Below are 22,746 nucleotides of genomic sequence, written 5' to 3'. Positions count from 1 at the left end.
TTAATCGGAGAAGGGGGATATACAATATGAGTACACAACTAACCACTCCGACTGATCGCGGTTCTGCTGAGATGCTTGCTCGCGGCAAGGGCGAGCCGGAATGGCTGGTGGCGCTTCGTGGCGAAGCAGCCGAGCTTGCCGGCACGCTTCCTTGGCCGAAGCCTGAGAAGGTCCGCATTGAGCGCTGGAACCTGACAGCTGTCGGCGCGTACGAAGCGTCTGCACCGGCTTCATCGCTAGCTGATCTGCCTGCCAATGTGCAGGAGCTGATCTCGGAAGGTACGGAGAATCTGATCGTGCAGCACAATTCCAGTGCTGTATGGAAGCAATTGTCGGCTGAACTGGCTGCCAAAGGCGTTATTTTCACAGATTTGGAGACGGCATGCAAGGAGCATGGCGATCTCGTTCAACAATATTTGTTCCAGGCTGTGAAGAAGGATGAAGATAAGCTGACTGCTCTTCACGCAGCGCTATGGAACGGCGGCGTATTCGTATACGTGCCGAAGAACGTAGAAGTGGAACTTCCGCTTCAAGCGATCTTGTTCAATGACAAGGCGGAAGCGACATTCGCTCCGCATGTTCTGATCGTAGCTGACGCGAACAGCCGTGTGTCCTATGTAGACACGGTCGTATCCGATAAGGGCTCGATCAAAGGCGAGTTCGTGCATCCGTCGATCGTTGAAGTGTTCGTTAAGCCGGGCGCACTGGTGCGCTTTGGTTCGGTTCATTCCCTTGGCGAAGGCGGCGTAGACATGACATTGCGCCGTGCTGTGGTGGAGAACGACGGACGCGTGGAATGGGTAATCGGCGACCTTAACGACGGCCACACGCTGTCCGACACGAAGTCGATTATGCAGGGCCAAGGCTCCACTTCCGATGTGAAGGTCATCAGCGTGGGCAAGAACGCCCAGCAAATGAGCTTGACGACGCAAGCGGTACACTTCGGCAAGAGCTCCGACAGCAACATGATTACACGTGCGGTTATGAAGGATTCCGCGTCGGCAATCATCAACGGCATTACGAAAATCGAGCATGGCGCAACCAAAGCGAACGGCGTACAGACTGAAAAGGTTCTGATGCTTAGCCCTAAAGCGCGCGGTGACGCGAATCCGATTCTGTTGATCGACGAGGACGACGTAACAGCGGGCCACGCGGCAAGCGTAGGCCAAGTCAACCCTGAGCAAGTCTACTACCTGATGTCCAGAGGAATAAGCAGGCAAGACGCTGAGCGGTTAATTATTTACGGATTCCTGGCTCCGGTCGTATCCGAGATTTCGGTCGAAGCGGTACGGACGCAGCTCCAGCGCTTGCTCGAAAGGAAGCTAGAGGGATGAATATACATGCGATACGGGAACAATTCCCGATATTGCATCAAGAAATAAACGGGCATCCGCTCGTTTATCTGGATAGCGCGGCGTCTTCTCAGAAGCCGCGTTCCGTCATTGATGCGGTCAAACATTACTACGAGCTGGATAATGCGAACGTCCATCGCGGCGTTCATACGCTTGGCTCCAGGGCGACGGACGCTTATGAAGGCGCCCGTGCGAAGGTTGCCGCATTTTTGAACGCGGAGACTCCGGAGCAAATCATATTCACCAGAGGTACGACAACTGCACTTAATCTCGTCGCTTCGGGTTATGCTAGGACAGTCTGCGGAGAAGGCGACGAAATCGTCATTACGCCGATGGAACATCACAGCAACCTGATTCCATGGCAGCAGGCTGCCAAAGCGACAGGTGCAACGCTCAAATATATTCCGCTTCAGCCGGACGGCACGATCTCGCTTGCGGATGTGGAGAACACGATTACGCCGAATACGAAGGTCGTATCGGTCACTTACGTATCGAACGTGCTAGGTGTCGTGAACCCGATCAAGGAAATTGCAGCCATTACCCATCGTAACGGCGCGATTATGGTCGTAGACGGCGCGCAAAGCACGCCGCATAAGCGGGTGGACGTGCAGGAGCTGGGCGTAGACTTCTATGCATTCTCAGGCCACAAGATGTGCGGTCCGACCGGTATTGGCGCTCTATACGGCAAGAAGGACCTTCTGAACGGGATGGAGCCCATTGAGTTCGGCGGAGAAATGATTGATTTCGTAGAGCTGTACGAATCCACGTGGAAGGAAATCCCTTATCGCTTCGAAGGCGGAACGCCGATGATTGCCGGCGCGGTAGGGCTGGGGGCCGCGATCGACTTCCTGGAGAGCATCGGGATGGATGAGATTGACCGTCATGAGAAGCAGCTTGCGGCATATGCTTACGATAAGCTGTCGACGATTGACGGGTTGACCATCTACGGGCCGAAGGAGAATCGTGTCGGGCTTGTCACATTCAATCTGGATGATGTACATCCGCATGATGTCGCAACCGTGCTGGATTCGAAGGGTATTGCCGTCAGAGCGGGCCATCATTGCTGCCAGCCGCTGATGCGCTGGCTGAATGTATCGGCTACGGCTAGAGCAAGCTTTTATCTATACAATACCGAAGAGGACATTGATCGGTTAACCGACGGCCTAATTCAAACAAAGGAGTTCTTCGGTCATGCAATTGGATGATTTGTATCGCAGAGTGATTATGGACCATTACAAAAATCCTCGCAATCGCGGAACGCTTGCGGATGAGGCGGTTACGATTAACCTGAACAACCCGACCTGCGGAGATCGCATCTCCCTGCAGCTTCAGGTTGTGGACGGCAAGGTCGTGGACGCCAAGTTCACGGGCGAAGGCTGCTCCATCAGCATGAGCTCCGCATCGATGATGACGGAAGCCGTGAAGGGACAGTCATTCGAGTCAGCTATTCAGATGGCGGAGAAATTCTCCGCGCTTATGAAGGGCGAGCCGGTCGAATTCGAAGAGAACGAGGATATTGAGGCGCTGTCTGGCGTAAATAAATTTCCTGCGCGTATCAAATGTGCGACGCTTGCGTGGAACGCATTGCGCAAAGGAATCGAAAATCAAAACAAGGAGTGATATGAATGGCTAAATCGATGCCGGAAATGGAAGAATATAAATACGGTTTTCGCGACGAGCATAAGGCGATTTTCCAATCGGGTAAAGGTCTGACTCCGGAAATCGTCCGTACGATCTCCGAGATGAAGAACGAGCCGGAATGGATGCTTGAATTCCGTCTGAAGTCGCTTGAGCAATTCTACAAAATGGCTATGCCGCGTTGGGGCGGGGATTTGGACGATCTGGATTTTAACGATATCCAGTATTATGTCAAACCGTCCGAGAAACAAGGCAAGACATGGGAAGAGGTTCCACAAGAAATTAAGGAGACCTTCGACAAGCTGGGTATTCCTGAAGCGGAGCAAAAGTTCCTGGCCGGCGTATCGGCTCAATACGAGTCCGAGGTTGTCTATCATAGCATGCAGGAGGACCTGGAGAAGCAAGGTGTTATCTTTACGGATACAGACACGGCGCTTCGCGAATATCCTGAACTGATGAAAGAATATTTCGGTACCATCATTCCTCCGAATGACAACAAGTTCGCTGCATTGAACAGTGCCGTATGGTCGGGAGGAAGCTTCATCTACGTGCCGAAGGGCGTACAGTGTGATATCCCGCTGCAAGCTTACTTCCGTATCAACTCCGAGAACATGGGTCAGTTCGAGCGTACGCTGATCATCGCGGACGAAGGCAGCTCTGTTCACTACGTAGAGGGCTGTACAGCTCCAATCTACAGCACGAACTCGCTGCATAGCGCAGTCGTAGAGATTCTTTGCAAAAAGGATTCCCGCGTGCGCTATACGACAATTCAGAACTGGGCGCCGAACATCTACAACCTCGTTACCAAACGTGCAGTTGCGGATGAGAATGCGCAAATGGAATGGATCGACGGCAACATCGGCTCCAAGCTGACGATGAAATACCCGGCTGTTGTACTGCGTGGACGCGGCGCAAAAGGCATGGTTCTGTCGATCGCCGTTGCGGGCAAAGGCCAGCATCAGGACGCAGGCGCGAAAATGACGCATCTGGCGCCTGACACAAGCTCCACGATCGTGTCCAAGTCGATCAGTAAGCATGGCGGCAAAGTAACGTATCGCGGCCTTGCATCGTTCGGACGCAACTCTGATGGGGCGAAAGCGAACATCAAGTGCGATACGCTTATTCTGGATAATGAATCCACTTCGGATACTATTCCGTACAACGAGATTCTGAACGACAACATTACGCTGGAGCATGAAGCTACTGTATCGAAAGTGTCCGAGGACCAATTGTTCTACCTGATGAGCCGCGGCTTGTCGGAGGACGAAGCGACTCAAATGATCGTTATGGGCTTTATCGAGCCATTCACAAAAGAATTGCCAATGGAATATGCCGTAGAGATGAACCGTCTCATTAAATTCGAGATGGAAGGCTCCATCGGCTAATCGATATAATCGAAAAATACGTGTCCGGGATACCGGGCACGTATTTTTGCGTCAACTCAAAAAGCCCTGCTCCCTTGTAAGGGTAGCAGGGCTTCATAAATGTAGCGGTATTAAATATAGACGTGCTTGATCTCGTAGTCGCGCTCGATCGTGAGATCCAGGAATTGATCACCGATCTGAACCAGCGGACGGAAGAATTCCGTGGGGTGCGTCATGACGATAATGCCCAGTTCGTCATAGCCCGTCTCTTCGTTGCTTAGCTGAACATGCTTGCCGATGAAATTCGGAATCATATGCTTGATAAAGGTGTGTGTCGTCACCGGATCGAGCTGCGAGAAGCTCAGTCTATGAAGTTCTCTCAGCACATAGAGAAGATCGCGTTCCTTCTGGTAGACTCTTGCGGAAATCATGGCGCTGTAAATATCGACAACCGCGATAATCTTCGATACCGGATGGATCTCTTCTCCCTTAAGCCCGTTCGGGTAACCGCTTCCGTCCATCCGCTCATGATGCTGCAGAGCACCTATAGCCAGCATGGAGTCTCCAAAGGATTGAAGGATAATGTCATGACCGTATACGGTATGACGCTTCACTTCATCGAATTCTTCGGCGGATAGCTTGCCTGGTTTGTTCAGGATTTCCTCGTCAATCTTGCACTTGCCAATGTCATGCAGGAATCCAGCCTTGCCGATTATTGCGGCTTCGACTGCCGAATATCCGAGCCAGGAGGACAGATAATAAGAGAGCATGCCGACTTGCACGGAGTGCTGATACGTATAATTATCCGACGTATTGAGCAGCAGCAGCATAGACACGACATCCCGTTCCAATTGCAGGTTATTCAGGAGCGGCTGCAGGACGGCGGATACATCTTCGTCATCTACCTTGCCGGATTCCACGGCGGAGGAGAAAAACCTCTCGAAGCTTTTGACTGCGTTTTCATAGATGGGCTGCACTTTAGGAAGCCACTTGGGATTAACCGTTGACTCAATTGTTCGTCCGGATCGCTTATTGGTCTGGACCGGTGTGGTGCGCTCTTCTACATCGACATAATCGATTTGGTGCTGCAGCAGGCGTGAAATTTCCGCTTTTGTCACTAATGTTCCCTTGGAGAGCACATGCAGCCCGTAATTATTAAAGATATCGCGGCTAAGTTGGTCTCCGTCTACCAAATCTGTTACATGAATCCTCATAGAGACACCTCTAATAATTATTATCAATTAAACAATAGTATGTAAGCCCTATGCATCATAATTCACTTTAATAGTAGCAATCTATTCACGCAATGGCAATATGAGGGACTGACAAATGCAACTAAATACCTAATAATTCGGCGTAAATCGACCTTGCTCTTGCCAAATCTTCGGTCCCTTGGACGATAGCGCGTCCGTCGGGGAATAAAACAAAGGTCATGCCGCCAGATAATTGCAGCCGTAGAAGATAGGGATTTTGATAGACTTGCCCAATGGCAGATAGTTGCCGAGCCATAGCATCAAGGTCTAGACGAGCCGATTGGCCAGGCAATAGCTGCACAGATTGACGGCCGCACAGAGCGGTGGCGACCGTCTCGCGGCGCTGCTCCTCCAGAAACTCATACCGCTGATTACGGCATGCTGGACAGTCATCCTTCCGCGCTTGGCTAATATTGACCGGAAGCCAAGCATGATTCCAAAGATCTACTTGAAAAAGCGTGCCATGGAGAGCTTCCCGATTGCCTGACAATAGCTTGATCGCTTCTGTTGCCTGAATCGAGGCGATAATGTCCACAATCGGCGATATAACGCCTGCTGTCTCACAGGTATCTGTCGTACCCGGGGCGGGCGGCTCGGGAAATAAGCAGCGGTAGCAGGGCGTCTCCTGCGGAATAACCGACAGGGTCATGCCCGTTGCGCCTACTGCTCCGCCGTATATCCAAGGGGTGTTCGACTTCAGGCTGTAATCGTTAATTAAGTAGCGGACGGAGAAGTTGTCCGAGCCGTCCAGAATCAGATCGACATCTCCAAGCCATTGGGACGCGTTGGCCGAATTCAAATCAGCCATGACCGGCTCTACGATGACAGAGCTGTTAATAGCTCTCAGATGAGCAGCAGCTGCGGCTGCCTTCGGAAGCAGTCCCTCTGCATCCTGCTCGGTATAGAGCATCTGCCGCTGCAGGTTGCTCCACTCCACGATATCGCGATCAATAAGGCGGGTATAGCCGACGCCTGACCGCACCAGGTGCTGGGCCAGCACGGAGCCAAGCGCTCCCATGCCAACGATGGCGATTCGGGCGCTTTGAAGACGGTTCTGTCCCTCCGGTCCGATCCGGCCGTACCGAATCTGTCTCGAGTATCGATCCTGAATCGAGGAACGTGCGTCAGCTGGTTGCCGGGCGATGGTATCAGAGTGCTGTGAATGGTCTGTCATGATTTCCTCCTGCTATTCCGGCAAAGGAACGGTCGGATTCCAAGGCCCTTGCTGATGACCCTTCCATTCGGAGCCATCAGCCCAAATTTCTTTTTTCCAAATGGGAACGATCTGTTTCAGACGTTCGATCGCATAACGGCTAGCTTCATAGCAGCTCTCTCTGTGAGGCGCTGAGACTGCGATAATGACGCTAATCTCGGCCAGTTCAACAACGCCAGTACGATGGCTGATGGCGCATAGTGCTCCGGGCCAGCGAGCGCTAATCTCATCGCCGATCTGGCGCATCATAATGACAGCCATAGGCTCATAGGCTTCGTATTCCAGACGGACGGTCTGCTGGTCTTGCGTCCACTCTCTGGTCGTACCAACGAATACGATGGAAGCGCCATGGTCCTTCGTAATGACTTTGCGCAGCACCTCTTCCGAATGAAGCGGCTCTGCTGTCACAACATACAGCTCTATGTCTCCAATTTGAGTGCGATTCTGCACCGACTCTTCGCCTCCAGAGACAGGCGGAAGGAGAGCGAGCTCGTCATCTGCACGCACAATGGTCTCATCCGCAGCGTAGGCATGGTTGCGGGCGACGAATGAGATGGAGAGGATGGCGGCGTGGTCGGGATGAACGCTTGCCAGACGGTCTTTCAGCTCTCTGACAGTCAGCTGTTCCTCTGGTAAAACCAGCGTCAGCCGGGTGGCTGCAAGACGCTCCTGCAAACCGGCAAAAAGCTTGATATTCCAATGAAATTCCATGTATGTAAACCTCTCGAATGTATGACGTTCAGTTGTCTCTAGAATACCATAGAACGAAAAAAAATGTTATGCTTATAGGTACGATAGAAGGGAGCGAGCAGCATGGAAGCACTTAAGGACCGCTTTGGTCGAACGCACAATTATTTGCGGATCTCGGTAACGGATCGCTGCAATCTTCGCTGCGTCTACTGCATGCCGGAGGAAGGCGTGGCATTCACGGAAGCGTCCCATCTGCTTACGTACGATCAGATCGCTGAAGTCGTGGAAGTTGGAGCATCGCTTGGAATTACGAAGCTTCGGATTACAGGGGGCGAGCCGCTTGTCAGGCCGGACTTGCATAAGCTGATAGCCAGACTGTCGGGTATTCCAGGCATTGAAGATATTGCGCTCACGACCAATGGAGTATTCTTGGCGAAGCAGGCGCAGGCGTTGAAGGAAGCGGGGCTGACCCGTGTCAATATTAGTCTCGACACTCTCGACCCGACCAGATTCGCCTTCATCGCGAGACGCGGCGAGCTGCGGAGGGTATTGGAAGGCATAGAAGCAGCGGCAGAGGCAGGCTTTCATCCCATCAAGCTGAACTGTGTGCTGCTGAAAAATGTGAATGAGGACGAAATTGCGGAATTTTTGAGGATGGCGTATGAAAAGCCGCTTCATGTCCGGTTTATTGAATATATGCCGATAGGCCATGCGGATGATAACTGGAGAGCCCACTACTTGCCGTTGTCCCGTGTACTGGAAATCGCGAATGAACGATATACCATCGCAAGGCGCGAAGATGTGAGAGGGAACGGGCCGTCGGAGGATTGGGAAATCGAAGGCGGCGTCGGCTCCTTCGGACTGATTCATCCCATCTCCGATCATTTCTGCAAGAGTTGCAATCGGCTGCGATTGACGGCTGACGGCAGCTTGAAGCCTTGCCTGTATTGGATGGATGAGCTTAATGTGAAGGGCGCTTTGGGCGACTCTGCGGCAATGAGGGAGATATTCGCCAAGGCCATGGACATTAAGCCGGAAAATCATGAGATGGCGGCCAAGCTGGCGGATACGGCGCTGTCGCATGTTCCAACGGAGCGGCGCATGTCGCAAATCGGGGGCTGACGGCTACTGCTGCAATCGGGTAAAGGGCGGTATCGCGGGAATTTATGAATGTAGAAGCGGGATCATTAGGGTTGCGATAGGGAGGCTGGTTGAAGTTGACGGAAGCCATGCAAGCACAAGTGGTGCTTCTGCACAGCAATGATATTCATAGCCGGTTGGAGAACGCCGCCCGCATCGCCGCCATTATTGCCGACGAGCGCAGAGTAATGGGGGCTGACCGCGTACTCGCCGTTGATATTGGCGATCATATGGATCGTATGAGGATGGAGACGGAGGGCAGCGAAGGCAGAGTGAATCTGGCGCTGCTTCAGGAGGCCGGCTATGAAGCGATTACGCTGGGCAATAACGAAGGGCTGACCTATACAAGCGCAGCCCTTCATGAATTGTACAGCTCTCCGTCACGATTTGCGGTCGTGTGCGCCAATATGACGCTGGAGGACACGGGAGAGCGGCCAGAGTGGATGCAGCCCGGCATCATTCTGGAGAAGAACGGCCTGAGTATCGGCCTGGTCGGAGCTACGGCGAATTTTTATCCGTTCTACAAGCTGCTTGGTTGGACGACGACTGCACCGCTTGAAGCGATTCGGGAGCAGGTAAGCCTGCTGCGAAGCCGCTGCGACGTCATGGTCGTGATGTCTCATCTTGGCTTGCCGCTTGACCGGCAGATGGCGGAAGAGGTTCCGGGCATCGACCTGATTCTGGGAGCGCATACCCATCATCTGCTTGAGGAGCCGATTGTGATGGGCGAGACGACCATATGTGCTGCTGGCAAGTTCGGGGATTATGTCGGGCGGGTGGAGATACGGATAGACTCCGCAACGGGCAAGCCGGTCTTTAGCGCCTGCTGCCTTCCGACGGGAGCCTATGCGGAGCGGCCGGAAGCGGAAGCGATTATTCGCGCATATGGGGAAGAAGCCAAGCTTCGGCTTGGCAGGGTGCTCGCCACGCTCGACCATCCGCTCCCTGCGCGCGTGGACCGGGAATCGGCGCTTCCCAATCTGCTGGCGGCAGGACTGCGCCGATTGGCTGAGGCGGAGATTGGCATAGTGAATGCCGGGCAGTTGCTTGGCGGGCTGGCGATTGGCGATGTATCGGCCGGTGAGCTTCACGGGCTATGTCCGTCTCCCATTAATCCGTGCCGGATGATGATTGCTGGGATGCATCTCCGCGAAGCGCTAGAGCAGTCGCTCCTGGACGAGTTCGTATTCAAGCCGATCCGAGGTTTCGGATTCAGGGGCGAGGTGCTGGGCATGCTTGCCATAGACGGGCTGTCGGTCACTTACGATTCGAATCTTCCGCCTATGCATCGAATTCTGCATATGGAAGTGGGCGGTGAGCCGTTCCAGGATGAGCGGGTCTATTCGGTTGGTTCCATCGACATGTTCAGCTTCCGGGCGGGTTATGAATCGCTGGCTAACGGAGAGAGCTACAGCTTCTTTTTGCCCGAGTTTATCCGGGATGTGATAGCTGGCGAGCTATTATCCGAGAGCGCCCTGGCTTGCTGCAATCAGCTTAGATGGCGGTCAATCGGGTGAAAATGTTGCAACAAAACGATATATTGGCGTTTTCTGTCGAAAAATTAGGATAAAATGGTTGAAAAATTGCGCATTTTCACGTAAATTAACATTAAAAGCGGTTTACTCCGATAAATATTGTATTGACGACATAAAGGGGAAGGACCGAGAAAATGCGTTTGCTACCGATTTCGCAATGTGCGCCTGGGATGAAACTGGCCAAGAAGATTTTTTCCGAAGACGGTATCGTCCTTCTTAGCAATCATATGGAGTTAACGACACGTCTTATTGCCCGGCTCGAGCAATGTGGCGTTCAATATGTATACATTGAAGATCCAAGGACAGCAGATGTTATGGTGGCGCCTATTATTAGCGAGGATACGTTCCGGATGGCCATTAAGGAAATCCGCACGAATTTCCGCGAGATGATGGATCGACCCAAACGCCGGAAAGGCGTGACTTATCCCTACATCGCCCAGCCGTTCAAGAACTTGATGAATTCCATTATGGACGATTTGTCCAATCATAAAGACGCCATGATCATGTTGATGAATATGGGGACAGTGGACCACTATTTGTTCCAGCATTCGCTGAATGTATGCGTCTATACAACGCTGCTTGGCCTGTCGAACGGGTATTCACGGGACGAAGTAATGACGCTCGGCATGGGAGCGCTGCTCCATGATATCGGCAAGACACAAATTTCGACGAATGTGCTCACAAAGCCGGGTACCCTCAGCGGAGACGAGTTCGAGATGATGAAGCGGCATGCGCAGCTCGGCTATGAGCTGCTCAAGGATGAACCGAATCTGCCGCTGCTGGTTGCGCACTGCGCATTCCAGCATCATGAACGGCTTGATGGAAGCGGGTATCCGAGAGGCATCAAGGGCAATGAAATTCATGATTACGCGAAGTGGATCGGCCTTGTCGACTCCTATGACGCGATGACGACCAATCGAGTCTACCGTGCGCCGATGCTCCCTCACGACGCGATGGAGAGGCTGTATGCCGGCACAGGAACGCTGTACGAGCAGCGAATGCTCCAGCTGTTCCGCGATAAGGTAGCAATCTATCCCATTGGGATTTCCGTTAAGCTGCATACGGGCGAGAGAGGCGTAGTCGTGGACTTGAACAATAGCTATCCGCACCGGCCAATCGTACGCGTCTTGTATAATGAAGCCGGCGAGGAGCTGAAGGTCCCTTACGAGGTGGATCTCTCGAAGCAGCTGACCGTTATGATAACCGGTGTGAATGATGAGGATCAGACCGTGCCGCTTGTATCTGGCATTTGACACAATTGGATAGGATTTGGAAGGGGCCGCAAGGCTCCTTTTTCTTTATCATAATGAGTTATAAGTTTTCGGAGGGTATCGGACATATAAATTCGATTTGAAAGGCTTCGGGCAGAGGTATTCTTATTTGCTTCCTTTACCGTCTGACATTACAATGGTAAAGATGCGTTATTACGAGATTAAGAAGTCAGGTGTTGAACAAGATGAACATGCTACATACAGAAAACGACCAATACCGAGGCCCTGCTGTCCGTCAGCTTGCCCCGTTAACCCCCAAGAACGATCCGTGGGACCCGATCCGCTCTCTCCATCAGTACGGAAGCCATCGACTGACCAGCGTGGAGATGACCGTTACGAATCTGTGCAATATGAGATGCGAGCACTGCGCCGTGGGCGATACGCTTGTTATGGCGGAGCCGGATAAAATCCCGATTCAAGATATGATTCGTCGGCTGGAGGAAGTGGAGCATCTGGAGACGATCAGTATTACAGGCGGCGAGCCGACATTCTCGAATCGCACTGTGCAAGACTATATGGTTCCGCTCTTGAAATACGCCAGGAGCCGAGGCGTTCGCTCTCAAATCAACTCCAATGTGACACTGCCGTACAGCCGTTATGAGCAGCTTGCTCCCTATCTCGACGTGATGCACATCTCGTTCAATTACACGAATGCGGATGACTTCCATCAGATCGGCTTCGCCAAGGCGGGACATAGCGTGTCGCGCGATGCAGCAGCAAAGCTATATGACAGAATGATTGACAATGCGCGTCGATTGAGCGAAGCAGGTGTTCTTGTATCAGCCGAATCGATGATCAATTACCGCACGCATGACAAAATAGATCAAATTCATCAATTGATCGTGGAGATGGGCTGTCAGCGTCATGAAGTCCATCCGATGTATCCCAGCTCCTTCGCCAAGGATCTGCCCGTCATCACGAGAGAGCAGATGCGCCGTTCGATTGAGCGTCTTCTCGAAAACCGGGACCCCAATGTGTGGATGCTGTTCGGGACGCTGCCCTTCTATCATTGCAGCGACGATAAGGGAGAGCGTGAGCTGCTGACCCGTCTGGCTAATGAGCCGAACGTAACGGTTCGCAACGATCCTGACGGGCGCAACCGTCTGAACGTCAATTTGTTCACCGGTGATGTCTTCGTAACTGATTTTTCTGACGTGCCTTCCTTCGGCAATATTGCCGATTCAAGACTTGACGATTTGTTCGGCAGATGGCTGCAGCATCCGCTGGCACAAGGGGTTAATTGCCATTGTCCGGCTGCATCATGCTGCGGACCGAATCTGCTTGTCAAAGATATGTATTACAAGGATGTTAATTTTCACATGAGGAGTGCCATACTTGAATAGAACTTAAAGAAAGGAGGCATACGGTATGTCCATTCGATCGATAGTACTGATTGCGGTCGGTCTGTTCCTGATCTATTTGATGTTTACCGTAGGGGCTCCGTTCCTGCTGGCGCTCGTCGTGGCGATCTTCCTTGAGCCGCTGAACGGATTCTTCATGAAGCGGCTAAAAGTGAACCGGCTTGTCGCAGCTATCATATCCTGCACGTTGTTCACGGTCATCTTGATCGGACTCATCGTCCTGCTAGGTATCAAGATTATTGCAGAGCTGATCGCTTTCCTTGAGAAAGTGCCGCATTACTTCGAGAATGCGAATGAATTTGTCGACCAGCTTCTGGTCGATGCAAGGGGCTTGTATCAGAACCTGCCTCCGGATGCGGTAGCTACACTGGAGAATTACTTGCTGAAGCTGACGGACACCATTACATCTATGGTTGGCAAGCTGTCGACAACGGTTGTTGCGTTTGCGTCCACGCTTCCTGGCATGTTTATTTTCTTCATCGTCTTCTTCGTGGCGGTCTACATGTTCAGCTTCAGCCTGAATACATTGAAGGCATCGGTGCTGTCGATCTTCGACGAGTCTTCACGTTCGCAAGTAGATCAGGTGCTGAACAATCTGAGAAAATCGATCTTCGGTTTTCTTCGCTCGCAAATTATTTTGAGCGGCTTGACGTACATCATTTCACTTGCAGGACTGCTGATCCTGGATATTAAATATCCGATGGCGATCGCGCTGCTTATCATTGTCGTCGATATTTTGCCAATCTTGGGAACGGGCTCCGTCCTTGTTCCATGGGCGTCGTATCTCATTTTGACGGGCGATCTGTACACAGGTATCGGTCTAATCGTGCTGTTCCTGTTCATTACCGTGTTCCGCCGCATTATTGAGCCCAAAATATTGGGCGATTCCATCGGAATCGGCGCTTTGTCTGCGTTGATTAGCCTGTATGTCGGCTTCAAGCTAGTGGGTGTAATCGGCGTCTTCATCGGTCCTTTGGTCGTCATTATCTATATGGCGGCAAGGCAGGCTGGCCTGTTCCAGCAAAAAATCAAACTGTAATCAAAGGTTGACACCCGTTGTCATTCAGCGTTATAGTCTAACAAGGAAATCCACTAGGGGCGCCGTAAGGCTGAGATAAAGCATTTGCTTTGGTCCCTTTGAACCTGATCTGGGTCATGCCAGCGTAGGAAAGTGGGACAATCGGCAATGCTTAAGTCTGCCGAATTTAACGCGAGCAGTATCATGTATGGATAAGCCTTGAACTGCGCTTCACGCCTTTATCGGCTGAGCCAGTGATCATTCATAGGCCGTGTCCGCTGCAGCGTCCACTAACTTTCTTATATGTCTGCGTATGCCTCCAGGTGGAATTCCATTATTCCATTTAGGAGGTTTTTTGTTATGTTGACTACACCACTGCCGGGAAGCCGGAAAGTCTATGTGCAAGGTTCCAATCCGACGATTCATGTGCCGATGCGGGAGATTGCGCTGACGCCAAGCCAAGGGCGGAATGGAGAAGAACTGCCGAACGAGCCTGTCCGCGTCTATGATGCAAGCGGCCCTTATACTGATACTACTTACGAGGCGGATGTGCGGGCAGGCTTGCCGAAGCTGCGCGAGTCATGGATTACGGGGCGCCTGGATGTTGAGCGCTACGATGGACGGGAAGTGCGGCCGGAGGATAACGGGTTTGCGTCGGAGGAGAGGGTACGCGAGAAGGGAGCGGAGCTGTTCCCGAATTTGTCGCATCGGCCTCTGCGAGCCAAAGAAGGACGCAACGTTACGCAGCTGCATTATGCTCGTCAGGGAATTATAACGCCGGAGATGGAATACATCGCGATCCGGGAGGGAATGTCCCCGGCTTTCGTCAGAGATGAGGTAGCGGCAGGCCGCGCCATCATTCCGGCCAATATCAATCATCCGGAGAGTGAGCCGATGATTATCGGCAGAGGCTTCCATGTCAAGATTAACGCGAATATCGGCAATTCCGCTGTCGCCTCCTCGATTGAGGAAGAAGTAGAGAAGATGACCTGGGCAACCCGCTGGGGCGCCGATACCATCATGGATCTGTCCACCGGCAAAAACATACATACAACGAGGGAATGGATCGTTCGCAACTCTCCTGTACCGGTCGGAACGGTGCCGATCTATCAGGCTCTGGAGAAAGTAAACGGCAATGCGGAGGAGCTTAGCTGGGAAGTATTCCGCGATACGCTGATTGAGCAGGCGGAGCAAGGCGTGGACTACTTTACGATTCATGCGGGCGTGCTGCTGCGTTATATCCCGCTGACAGCGAAGCGGGTAACCGGCATTGTATCGCGCGGCGGCTCGATTATGGCCGCTTGGTGCCTGGCGCATCACAAGGAAAACTTCCTGTACACGCACTTCGAGGAAATTTGCCAGATCATGAAGCAATACGATGTGTCCTTCTCTCTGGGCGACGGTCTGCGTCCCGGCTCAATTGCGGATGCCAACGATGAAGCGCAGTTCGCAGAGCTGGATACGCTTGGCGAGCTGACGAAGATCGCTTGGAAGCATGATGTGCAGGTCATGATCGAGGGCCCTGGCCATGTGCCGATGCATCTTATCAAGGAGAATATGACCAGGCAGCTTGAGGTTTGCGACGAAGCGCCTTTCTATACGCTAGGCCCGCTGACGACGGATATCGCTCCTGGTTATGACCACATCACATCCGCCATCGGGGCGGCCATGATTGGTTGGTTCGGAACCGCGATGCTCTGTTATGTCACGCCGAAGGAGCATTTGGGACTGCCGAACAAGGAGGATGTCAAGGAAGGGGTTATCACGTACAAAATCGCGGCACATGCGGCTGATCTGGCTAAAGGCCATCCGCGCGCGAAGCTGCGGGATGATGCCTTGTCCAAAGCTCGCTTCGAATTCCGCTGGCGTGACCAGTTCCACCTGTCGCTCGATCCGGAGCGAGCAATGGCCTACCATGATGAGACGCTGCCAGCGGAAGCTGCCAAGTCGGCACACTTCTGCTCCATGTGCGGACCGAAGTTTTGCAGCATGCGCATTACGCAGGATATCCGGGAATTTGCCGCTCAGAACGGGATGGAGACGACCGAGGCGATTGAAGCCGGGATGAAGGAGAAGTCGGAGGCGTTCAAGGCAGCAGGAAGCTCGATTTATGCATAAGCAAGCCAATGAGATATGGGCGGACCGGTATGACAGGCAAATTCGGTTCGCTCCGATTGGTACGAAGGGCCAGGCGTGTCTGGCGAAGGCACAGGCGCTTGTCATTGGCTGCGGAGCGCTTGGCGCTTCGCTGGCCCAGCATCTGACCAGAGCTGGTGTCGGCAAGGTGCGAATCGCCGATCGCGACTATGTGGAGCCCAGCAATCTGCAGCGGCAGGTGCTCTTCCATGAAGCGGATGCGCTGGCGGCGCTCCCCAAGGCGGTGGCTGCGGCGGAGAAGCTGCGTGCCATTAACGGAAGCATCGAGATAGAAGCGCTTGTGATGGATGTGAACAGCAGCAATATAGCGATCGCTATGGATGGTGTGGATATCGTGCTGGACGGTACGGACAACACTGCAACGAGGCTCCTGCTGAGTGATGCGTGTTATGCGCGCAACATTCCGTTCGTCTATGGCGGCATAGCTGGAGCTGAGGGGATGAGCGCCGTGTTTGTTCCGGGAGAGACGTCATGCTTGGGCTGCTTGATCGGAGATGATGCGGATGCGGATGAAGGCCAGAACTGTGATACCGCGGGAGTTTTGTCCGCCGCTGTTGAATTTGTTGCCTCGCTGCAAGCGGTCGAAGCGATCAAATGGCTAAGCGGCAATCGAGCCGCTGTTCGCAAAAGCTGGATCACAGCAGATCTATGGAGCTTTTCCGTTCGTGAATTCGCATTGCCCTGTTGCTCGCCGGTATGCCGTATTTGCGGCGGGGCTGCTGTCGGAGCGGCTGCGCATTGGACAGACACACGCTCTCGAGATGAGGCTTATGGGGAGACGGAAAGGGAAAGCGATACCGCCACTTATTCATCCTCTTGGGGATATTCTGCAGCTGTATCGCTTTGCGGCAGAGATTCTGTACAAGTAACGCTTCAGGCGTCGTTGCAATTGGATCAGTGGAGAGATGCATTCGATCGAATGGGATATGCCTACAAAGCCAATCGCTATTTGCTTAAGGTCCTGCTGCCGGAGGGTGAGAGATTGGTGCTGTTCCCGGATGGGCGAGTACTGGTGCAGGGCGTTACCGATCCGGCTAGAGCGCTTCAGCTATGCGCATCTTACTTGGCCAATCCCGAAGCGAGGGCAGAAGAGGAGGCAAAAGCGTGATAAAGAGAAATTGGAGCGATTTTGAGCTGTACGTCATTACGGCCACAGCCAATCATCCCGGAAGGGAATTGATAGAGGTGATGGAGCAGACTTTGCTTGGTGGGGCGGGCATGCTGCAGCTCCGCAATAAGACGGGCTCACGTGAGGAAGTGCTTCGTGAAGCCTTGACGCTCCGGCAACTGACAAGAACATACAACGTTCCGTTCATCGTGAATGATTACGTTGATATAGCCATTCAGGTCGATGCGGATGGCGTTCATATCGGGCAAGAGGATATGCCGATTCAGGAGGCTCGCCAGTTGCTGGGCCCTGGCAAGCTGATCGGCGTATCGACGCATAGCCTGGAGCAAGCGCTGAAGGCGGAGAGGGACGGAGCGGATTATATCGGCGTCGGCCCTGTGTATCGGACGAATACGAAGCCTGGGCGAGCTGCGGTATCGACCTCTTATGTAGCGGAGGCAGCCGCACATATCAGCATTCCGTTCGTAGCGATTGGCGGCATTACGCTGGATAATGCAGATCTGGTATTGGAAGCGGGGGCGCGCCGCCTATGCGCCGTATCCGCCATTGTCGGCAGTGAGGATCCGGCTGCGACCTGCCGCTCCTTCCTGGAGAAGATTAGCCGTTACAAGACACTAGAGAGACAACAGGTAACGATCAGACTGAACGGAGAGACGCGTCGTACTTCGGCAAGGGATCTGGAAGAGCTGGTGAGGGAGCTTGGTCAGAGTCATAAACGGATTGTTGCTGAGCTGAACGGCATTATCGTCTCCAAGAGCATGTGGGGAGCTACTGCGCTTGAAGCGGGAGCGGACATAGAATTGATACAGTTTGTTGGAGGGGGCTAACGTTATGTTGGCAGGTTACGATACGGCTGTCTTCCGTCTTGGAGGAAAGGAGCTTCGTTCACGTTTTTTCCTCGGTACAGGCCGATTCCCGAGTCCGGCTGTCATGCAGCAGGCTTTGGAAGCATCAGGAGCGGAAGTAATCACGTTTGCGGTGCGGCGGGTAGATCTGGACAGCTATGAGGATGACTCGATCCTTCAGCATCTGGGGGAGAGAGGGCTTCACTATTTGCCTAATACATCCGGCGCGAGCACGGCGGAGGAAGCGGTACGAATAGCGAGGCTGGCACGCGCTGCAGGTCTTGGCAATTGGATCAAAATCGAGATTAGCGGCAGTCCGGTGACCCTGCTGCCTGATCCGATCGAGACGCTGAAAGCCACGGATATATTAGCTAATGAAGGATTTGTTGTCCTGCCCTATACGTCGGATGATCCCATCCTATGCAAGCGGCTTGAAGAGGCGGGGGCTGCGGCGGTGATGCCGGGTGCTTCGCCTATTGGCACAGGACTTGGCTTGCTTAATCCGTATAACCTGGAATTGATTATTGAAAATGCAAAGGTGCCGATTATAGTAGACGCAGGCATCGGATCGCCCAAGGATGCGGCGGAAGCGATGGAGCTGGGCGCTTCGGCTATACTGGCGAACACGCCTGTTGCCAAAGCGAAGGACCCGGTCAAGATGGCGCAGGCCTTCGCTATGGCGATTGAGGCGGGGAGGCTGGCCAACGAAGCGGGCAGAATACCGAAGAAGAAATATGCATCGGCAAGCAGTGATCCTGCCGGTACGCTATTTCAGCATTCTCCATGGAGTCATAAGGGGGAGAGCTATTAATGCCGCAATCAGTTATGATGCTTGGCGGCGGAATAATCGGCTTGTCTTGCGCATTGGAAGCGGCACTTAGAGGCTACGAGGTCAGTGTTGTGGAATGCGGGACATTCGGAGGCCAAGCGTCAGGAGCAGCGGCTGGCATGCTGGCTCCCTATTCGGAGAATACGGACCAGCCGGATGCCTTCTTCCGGTTATGCCTCCAGAGCTTGAACCTATATGAGCCTTGGGTTAAGAAGGTAGAAGAACACTCCGGCATGACAACCGATTGGATCAGAAGCGGCAGCTTGAACGTCTACCGCCATGAAGCGGATCTGCTTCCTCTGCAATCCCGAATACGCTGGCATAATGAGTGGGGAGCAAAGGCGGAGCTGGTCGAGGGAGAGGCGCTGCGGAATCTGGAACCGGGGCTGTCGCATGATATTGCGGCTGCCCTCTATTGTCCGGAAGAGAGCCACATCTACGCGCCCAGTCTCGTAGCGGCGCTGGAGACGGCATGCCGCAAGCTTGGCGTGAAGCTGTGGGATCAAGCGGGAGAGCTGACCGAATTAGCGTTCCATGAATCCGGTGTAACGGTGAGGCTGACCGGCTTACCCCAGATAAGCGCCGATCGGATCGTCATCTGCACCGGAGCCTGGTCAGGCGCGCTTGCGCGCTGGCTGGACATCTCTATTCCGATTCATCCCATTCGCGGGCAAATCTGCTCCTATGAGAGTGTGTCCGATGATTTGCGCCATATGATCTTCTCCAGCCAAGCTTATTGGGTGAACAAGCCGATGGGCCGGATCGTTTGCGGCGCTTCTGAGGATGTAGCCGGATTCAATTCGTCAGTTACGGATAGAGGCATCCAGAGACTGATTAGGGCAAGCGAGCGCTGGCTGCCTAGACTGGCAGACAAAGAAACGGCGCATCGTTGGGCTGGTCTCCGGCCTGCAACGATGGATGGAATGCCGCTGATCGGCAGCGTCGAGGGTAAACCTTCCGCCATTATGGCAGCAGGCCACTATCGCAATGGCATTCTGCTCAGCCCAGTGACAGCTATGCTTGCTTGCGATCTGCTGGACGGAAGGGGAGATACATCGCTGGTCGCGCCGTTTTCGCCGAATCGATTCACAGCCCTGCGAGCCGTATAACGCTTGCCAGGATGTTTTATCTTTGCATGTACAGGACGGATGTCCAAACCTTCGCGAGGAAGAACCATATACTAGGGGATGAGAGTCTTTAACTTATGGATCGTGGAGGTATGATATGATTTCCGATATTCCAGATGAGGATCTTCTGAGCAAAGATGAAATCGTGGAGCGCCTGAAGACGGCATTGATAGATAAAACCCCGTATTGTCTCGTTCGCATTGGGGATGGAGAAAACTTTGTGTTGTCGCAGGACTCTGTGTATACGATGGAGCAGACCCTTGGCCAGCTTTGGGTGAAAGAGGCGAATAAAGGAAGGAAGGGTGTGCGCTTCCCCAATATTCCAGTTCGGGACCAGCTGGTGGAAGCGATACGGGAAGCGGATATCGTCGGCATTCTTGCCAAAAACGACAAGGTGATCCGTGCCCATCCCAATCATAAGCGAGTGCTCACGAACCGGATTTTCAATCACTTTGAGCTTATGCCGCAGGCGGTCTGCAATGCAATCGTGAACAGAGAGCTGATCTACCATAAGCCGTTCTGGGAAATGCTGCATGAGCAGAACAGCCGGGTTGCGCTCGTGTCCAGATGGGCCGGAGGGACGAAGCAGCGGCTTATACGCCCGCCCTATCATTTGCAAGTGCCCTTCACGCTACCGTTTGAGCGCAACGAAATGATGGCAGACACGCTAGATATCTTGGAGCAGCGTAAGGATGAATACGATATCGTATTATGCTCTTGCGGCATTAATGCCGTCATACTGGCCCATCAGATCAAGAAACGGATCGGCAAGATTGGCGTGGATTTCGGTATCGGTTCGCAAATCATTTCATCTGTCAAAATATAGCGAAGAGGATGGCCCGCGCTTCAAGCTAGCGAGCCATCCTCTATTTGATTACGGCAACTGCCAGCGAAGCACGACGCCGGCCTGCGTGAGACCGCCACCGAAGCCGTGAAGCAGGAGCGTGTGTCCGGCTTTCACTCTGCCGTCCCGCACCGCATCATCAAGAGCGAGCGGGATAGAAGCCGCCGATGTATTGCCATACTTGGCGATGCTGGACAAAGCCTGTTCTTCGCGAAATCCGACTCTCTCGCATAAAGCGTCAATGATCCGCTGATTGGCATTATGCGGCACGAACCAGTCGATGTCTCCCGGCTGCAGGCCGCATTGCTGCAGCAATGCGCGGACCCCTTCGGATACGCGGCTTACTGCCCAGCGATAGACTTCCCTGCCGTTCTGAACAAGCTTCCCCTGAGTCTGAATGGGAAAGTCGCCGATGGAAGGAGACAGGTTGCTCAAATACACATGCTTACCGCCGTCTCCCTCCGTGTCAGAGTATGCACCCAGCAAAGCCCCATTGCCGTCCTTCGCGCGCTCCATCAGGACCGCGCCAGCGCCGTCGCCGAACAAGATGCATGTGGTACGGTCGGTGTAGTCCGTAATTTTCGTCAAAGCATCCGCGGCAAGGACAAGCACCTTCCGGTACAGACCTGACAGCAGCAGTCCGTTTGCGAGTTGCAAGGCAGCCGTGAAGCCTGCGCAAGCGGCTTGAATATCGATGGAGCCGCTTTGCCGGATATGATATTTGGCTTGTATCGATGCCGCCATGCTCGGGAAGATCGTGTCAGGCGTGGAAGTCGCCGCAATAATATAGTCAACGTCACTCAGATCAGAGCCGTATCGCTCCACCATATTGTCGATAGCTCTGGCAATGAGGTCAGAAGTAAACTCGTTCTCCTCGGCAATGCGCCGTTCCTTAATGCCGGTCCGCTGCACGATCCATTCGTCGTTCGTGTCGACCATAGCGGCAAGATCGTTATTCGTCAGCTTGCGCTCGGGTACATAAGTGCCAATCGCGGTAATAACGCTGTTGGACACAAAGGGTTGATCGTTATGGTGTGAAAAGGAAGACATATGAACACCTCTTTCGCCAAAATTAGTACCAGATACTAATACTTGATACTAACAATATAGTCGCTCTGTTGCCAATTGTCAACGGGCGTATAGCCGCAGGCGGATTGACAAACGCTATAGCCAAGTCTGAATAAGGCTAATGGATTTAAAGGAACGGGAGGTTGGCCAATGCGAAAAAAAATGATGACGCTGACGGCTGGCGTTGTGCTTAGCGCTATGCTTGGCGGCTGCGGAATGGAGTTTCAAGGCGACTTGGGCAACAAAAACATCCGGCAGAATTCGATCCGATACGATTCAAGCGGTTCTTTGCTCAAAGACAAGCGCTTTGCCGATGATGGCATGAATGAGCGCAACCGGGTGAACGGAAGACAGTTAAGAAGCAATAATCTCGTCGGTTCTCATAAAAATTACCGCATCGAAATGAGCCGGGCCATCGCTGATAAGTTAACCGAAATCGACGCGGTCCAATCATCCTCCGTCATGCTGGCAGATGATAATGCGTATGTTGCTGTATCGCTGGATGGCGGCGGCTTGACCATGCAATCGCAAAGCCAAGACCTCGGCCGGACGCACATCGGTTTGTTCAGCAAGGACGGTGCGCAAGCAGGCAAGCGTATGAGCAGCCTGTCTACCGGGGAAGATAAGCTTACAGAAGAGCTGAAGGCTCAAATCGCCAGTATCGTAAAGGAACTGAGACCAACCATCGTACACGTCTATGTATCCGCCAACCCTGAATTTGTAGGTAGAATGGCTGCTTATCGGAAAGACGATGAGACGGGCTATCCGGTACAAAACTATATTATGGAGTTCAATGGACTTGTGGAGCGTGTATTCCCGGTCGTCAAGCCGCTAACGACAGATCGCGGCATCTTGAAAACAACAAGCGTATCAAGAAAATACAGACTCCTTGATTAAGAAAGACAGCAGGGA

Annotated in this window: 20 protein-coding genes and 1 riboswitch; of the genes, 16 read left to right on the top strand and 4 right to left on the bottom strand. The window is 53.1% G+C overall.

The window, feature by feature from the left end; genetic code table 11:
- Nucleotides 1–26: 26 nt before the first annotated feature.
- The 4 genes from sufD to sufB are packed head-to-tail and all read left to right on the top strand — an operon-like array spanning nucleotide 27 to nucleotide 4,375.
- Nucleotides 27–1,334 (top strand): Fe-S cluster assembly protein SufD, encoded by a 1,308-nt coding sequence (sufD, locus tag AC0YNW_RS20525; RefSeq protein ID WP_387475391.1) that lies wholly within the window; start codon nucleotides 27–29, stop codon nucleotides 1,332–1,334.
- The gene (locus AC0YNW_RS20520) at nucleotides 1,331–2,557 is read left to right on the top strand and encodes a cysteine desulfurase (protein ID WP_475833534.1); all 1,227 of its coding nucleotides are present in this window, start codon (nucleotides 1,331–1,333) and stop codon (nucleotides 2,555–2,557) included. The genes sufD and AC0YNW_RS20520 overlap by 4 nt, the downstream gene beginning before the upstream one ends.
- Nucleotides 2,544–2,972, top strand: coding sequence for a Fe-S cluster assembly sulfur transfer protein SufU (gene sufU / locus AC0YNW_RS20515; protein ID WP_387475395.1), 429 nt, complete (start codon nucleotides 2,544–2,546; stop codon nucleotides 2,970–2,972). The genes AC0YNW_RS20520 and sufU overlap by 14 nt, the downstream gene beginning before the upstream one ends.
- 5 nt (nucleotides 2,973–2,977) lie before the next feature.
- Nucleotides 2,978–4,375 carry a Fe-S cluster assembly protein SufB gene (gene sufB, locus AC0YNW_RS20510; protein WP_387475397.1) on the top strand — a complete coding sequence of 466 codons (1,398 nt, stop codon included), beginning with the start codon at nucleotides 2,978–2,980 and terminating at the stop codon, nucleotides 4,373–4,375.
- Nucleotides 4,376–4,485: 110 nt separating this feature from the next.
- Here sufB and AC0YNW_RS20505 read toward each other — a convergent pair whose 3' ends face one another.
- From AC0YNW_RS20505 to AC0YNW_RS20495, 3 genes are all read right to left on the bottom strand, one after another.
- A complete protein-coding gene (locus AC0YNW_RS20505) occupies nucleotides 4,486–5,568 on the bottom strand; it encodes an HD-GYP domain-containing protein (protein ID WP_475833533.1) in 1,083 nt (360 codons plus the stop codon).
- 121 nt (nucleotides 5,569–5,689) lie between these two features.
- Entirely contained in the window at nucleotides 5,690–6,781 is a 1,092-nt protein-coding gene (locus tag AC0YNW_RS20500) for a ThiF family adenylyltransferase (RefSeq protein ID WP_475833532.1), read from the bottom strand.
- Between the two features lie 12 nt (nucleotides 6,782–6,793).
- Complete coding sequence (locus tag AC0YNW_RS20495; protein ID WP_475833531.1) at nucleotides 6,794–7,531, bottom strand: molybdenum cofactor biosynthesis protein; 738 nt, start codon at nucleotides 7,529–7,531, stop codon at nucleotides 6,794–6,796.
- A 102-nt stretch (nucleotides 7,532–7,633) separates the two neighbouring features.
- Between AC0YNW_RS20495 and moaA the strand changes: the two genes are divergently transcribed.
- The 11 genes from moaA to AC0YNW_RS20440 all read left to right on the top strand — a co-directional run bounded on the left by moaA (nucleotide 7,634) and on the right by AC0YNW_RS20440 (nucleotide 20,748).
- The gene (gene moaA / locus AC0YNW_RS20490) at nucleotides 7,634–8,632 is read left to right on the top strand and encodes a GTP 3',8-cyclase MoaA (protein WP_387475405.1); all 999 of its coding nucleotides are present in this window, start codon (nucleotides 7,634–7,636) and stop codon (nucleotides 8,630–8,632) included.
- A 95-nt stretch (nucleotides 8,633–8,727) separates the two neighbouring features.
- Nucleotides 8,728–10,167: a bifunctional metallophosphatase/5'-nucleotidase gene (locus AC0YNW_RS20485; RefSeq protein WP_475833530.1), complete on the top strand. Its 1,440-nt coding sequence runs from the start codon at nucleotides 8,728–8,730 to the stop codon at nucleotides 10,165–10,167.
- 152 nt (nucleotides 10,168–10,319) lie between these two features.
- Nucleotides 10,320–11,438, top strand: a complete 1,119-nt coding sequence (locus AC0YNW_RS20480; protein WP_475833529.1) for an HD-GYP domain-containing protein — start codon at nucleotides 10,320–10,322, stop codon at nucleotides 11,436–11,438.
- A 203-nt stretch (nucleotides 11,439–11,641) separates the two neighbouring features.
- The gene (yfkAB, locus tag AC0YNW_RS20475) at nucleotides 11,642–12,799 is read left to right on the top strand and encodes a radical SAM/CxCxxxxC motif protein YfkAB (RefSeq protein WP_475833528.1); all 1,158 of its coding nucleotides are present in this window, start codon (nucleotides 11,642–11,644) and stop codon (nucleotides 12,797–12,799) included.
- A gap of 25 nt (nucleotides 12,800–12,824) precedes the next feature.
- A complete protein-coding gene (ytvI, locus tag AC0YNW_RS20470; RefSeq protein WP_387475413.1) occupies nucleotides 12,825–13,856 on the top strand; it encodes a sporulation integral membrane protein YtvI in 1,032 nt (343 codons plus the stop codon).
- 45 nt (nucleotides 13,857–13,901) lie between these two features.
- Nucleotides 13,902–14,004: riboswitch (TPP riboswitch) on the top strand.
- A gap of 191 nt (nucleotides 14,005–14,195) precedes the next feature.
- Nucleotides 14,196–15,953, top strand: coding sequence for a phosphomethylpyrimidine synthase ThiC (gene thiC / locus AC0YNW_RS20465; protein ID WP_475833527.1), 1,758 nt, complete (start codon nucleotides 14,196–14,198; stop codon nucleotides 15,951–15,953).
- Nucleotides 15,946–17,100: a ThiF family adenylyltransferase gene (locus tag AC0YNW_RS20460; RefSeq protein WP_475833526.1), complete on the top strand. Its 1,155-nt coding sequence runs from the start codon at nucleotides 15,946–15,948 to the stop codon at nucleotides 17,098–17,100. Before thiC ends, AC0YNW_RS20460 begins: the two co-directional genes overlap by 8 nt.
- Nucleotides 17,097–17,948, top strand: coding sequence for a thiamine phosphate synthase (gene thiE, locus AC0YNW_RS20455; protein WP_475833525.1), 852 nt, complete (start codon nucleotides 17,097–17,099; stop codon nucleotides 17,946–17,948). The genes AC0YNW_RS20460 and thiE overlap by 4 nt, the downstream gene beginning before the upstream one ends.
- A 4-nt stretch (nucleotides 17,949–17,952) precedes the next feature.
- Nucleotides 17,953–18,777, top strand: a complete 825-nt coding sequence (locus AC0YNW_RS20450) for a thiazole synthase (RefSeq protein WP_475833524.1) — start codon at nucleotides 17,953–17,955, stop codon at nucleotides 18,775–18,777.
- Complete coding sequence (gene thiO / locus AC0YNW_RS20445; protein WP_475833523.1) at nucleotides 18,777–19,904, top strand: glycine oxidase ThiO; 1,128 nt, start codon at nucleotides 18,777–18,779, stop codon at nucleotides 19,902–19,904. Before AC0YNW_RS20450 ends, thiO begins: the two co-directional genes overlap by 1 nt.
- Before the next feature lie 115 nt (nucleotides 19,905–20,019).
- Complete coding sequence (locus AC0YNW_RS20440; RefSeq protein ID WP_475833522.1) at nucleotides 20,020–20,748, top strand: GT-D fold domain-containing glycosyltransferase; 729 nt, start codon at nucleotides 20,020–20,022, stop codon at nucleotides 20,746–20,748.
- A 48-nt stretch (nucleotides 20,749–20,796) separates the two neighbouring features.
- Here the strand turns inward: AC0YNW_RS20440 and AC0YNW_RS20435 are convergent, their stop codons facing one another.
- The gene (locus AC0YNW_RS20435) at nucleotides 20,797–21,816 is read right to left on the bottom strand and encodes a beta-ketoacyl-ACP synthase 3 (protein ID WP_475833521.1); all 1,020 of its coding nucleotides are present in this window, start codon (nucleotides 21,814–21,816) and stop codon (nucleotides 20,797–20,799) included.
- Between the two features lie 168 nt (nucleotides 21,817–21,984).
- On the opposite strand from AC0YNW_RS20435, the gene AC0YNW_RS20430 reads away from it, so the two are divergent.
- The gene (locus tag AC0YNW_RS20430; protein WP_475833520.1) at nucleotides 21,985–22,731 is read left to right on the top strand and encodes a YhcN/YlaJ family sporulation lipoprotein; all 747 of its coding nucleotides are present in this window, start codon (nucleotides 21,985–21,987) and stop codon (nucleotides 22,729–22,731) included.
- The last annotated feature ends 15 nt before the right edge of the window (nucleotides 22,732–22,746 follow it).

The sequence above is a fragment of the Paenibacillus sp. J31R120 genome, from assembly GCF_056269225.1.
The sequence above is the reverse complement of the archived record's forward strand: the minus strand, read 5'-3'. Positions and strand labels throughout refer to the sequence as shown.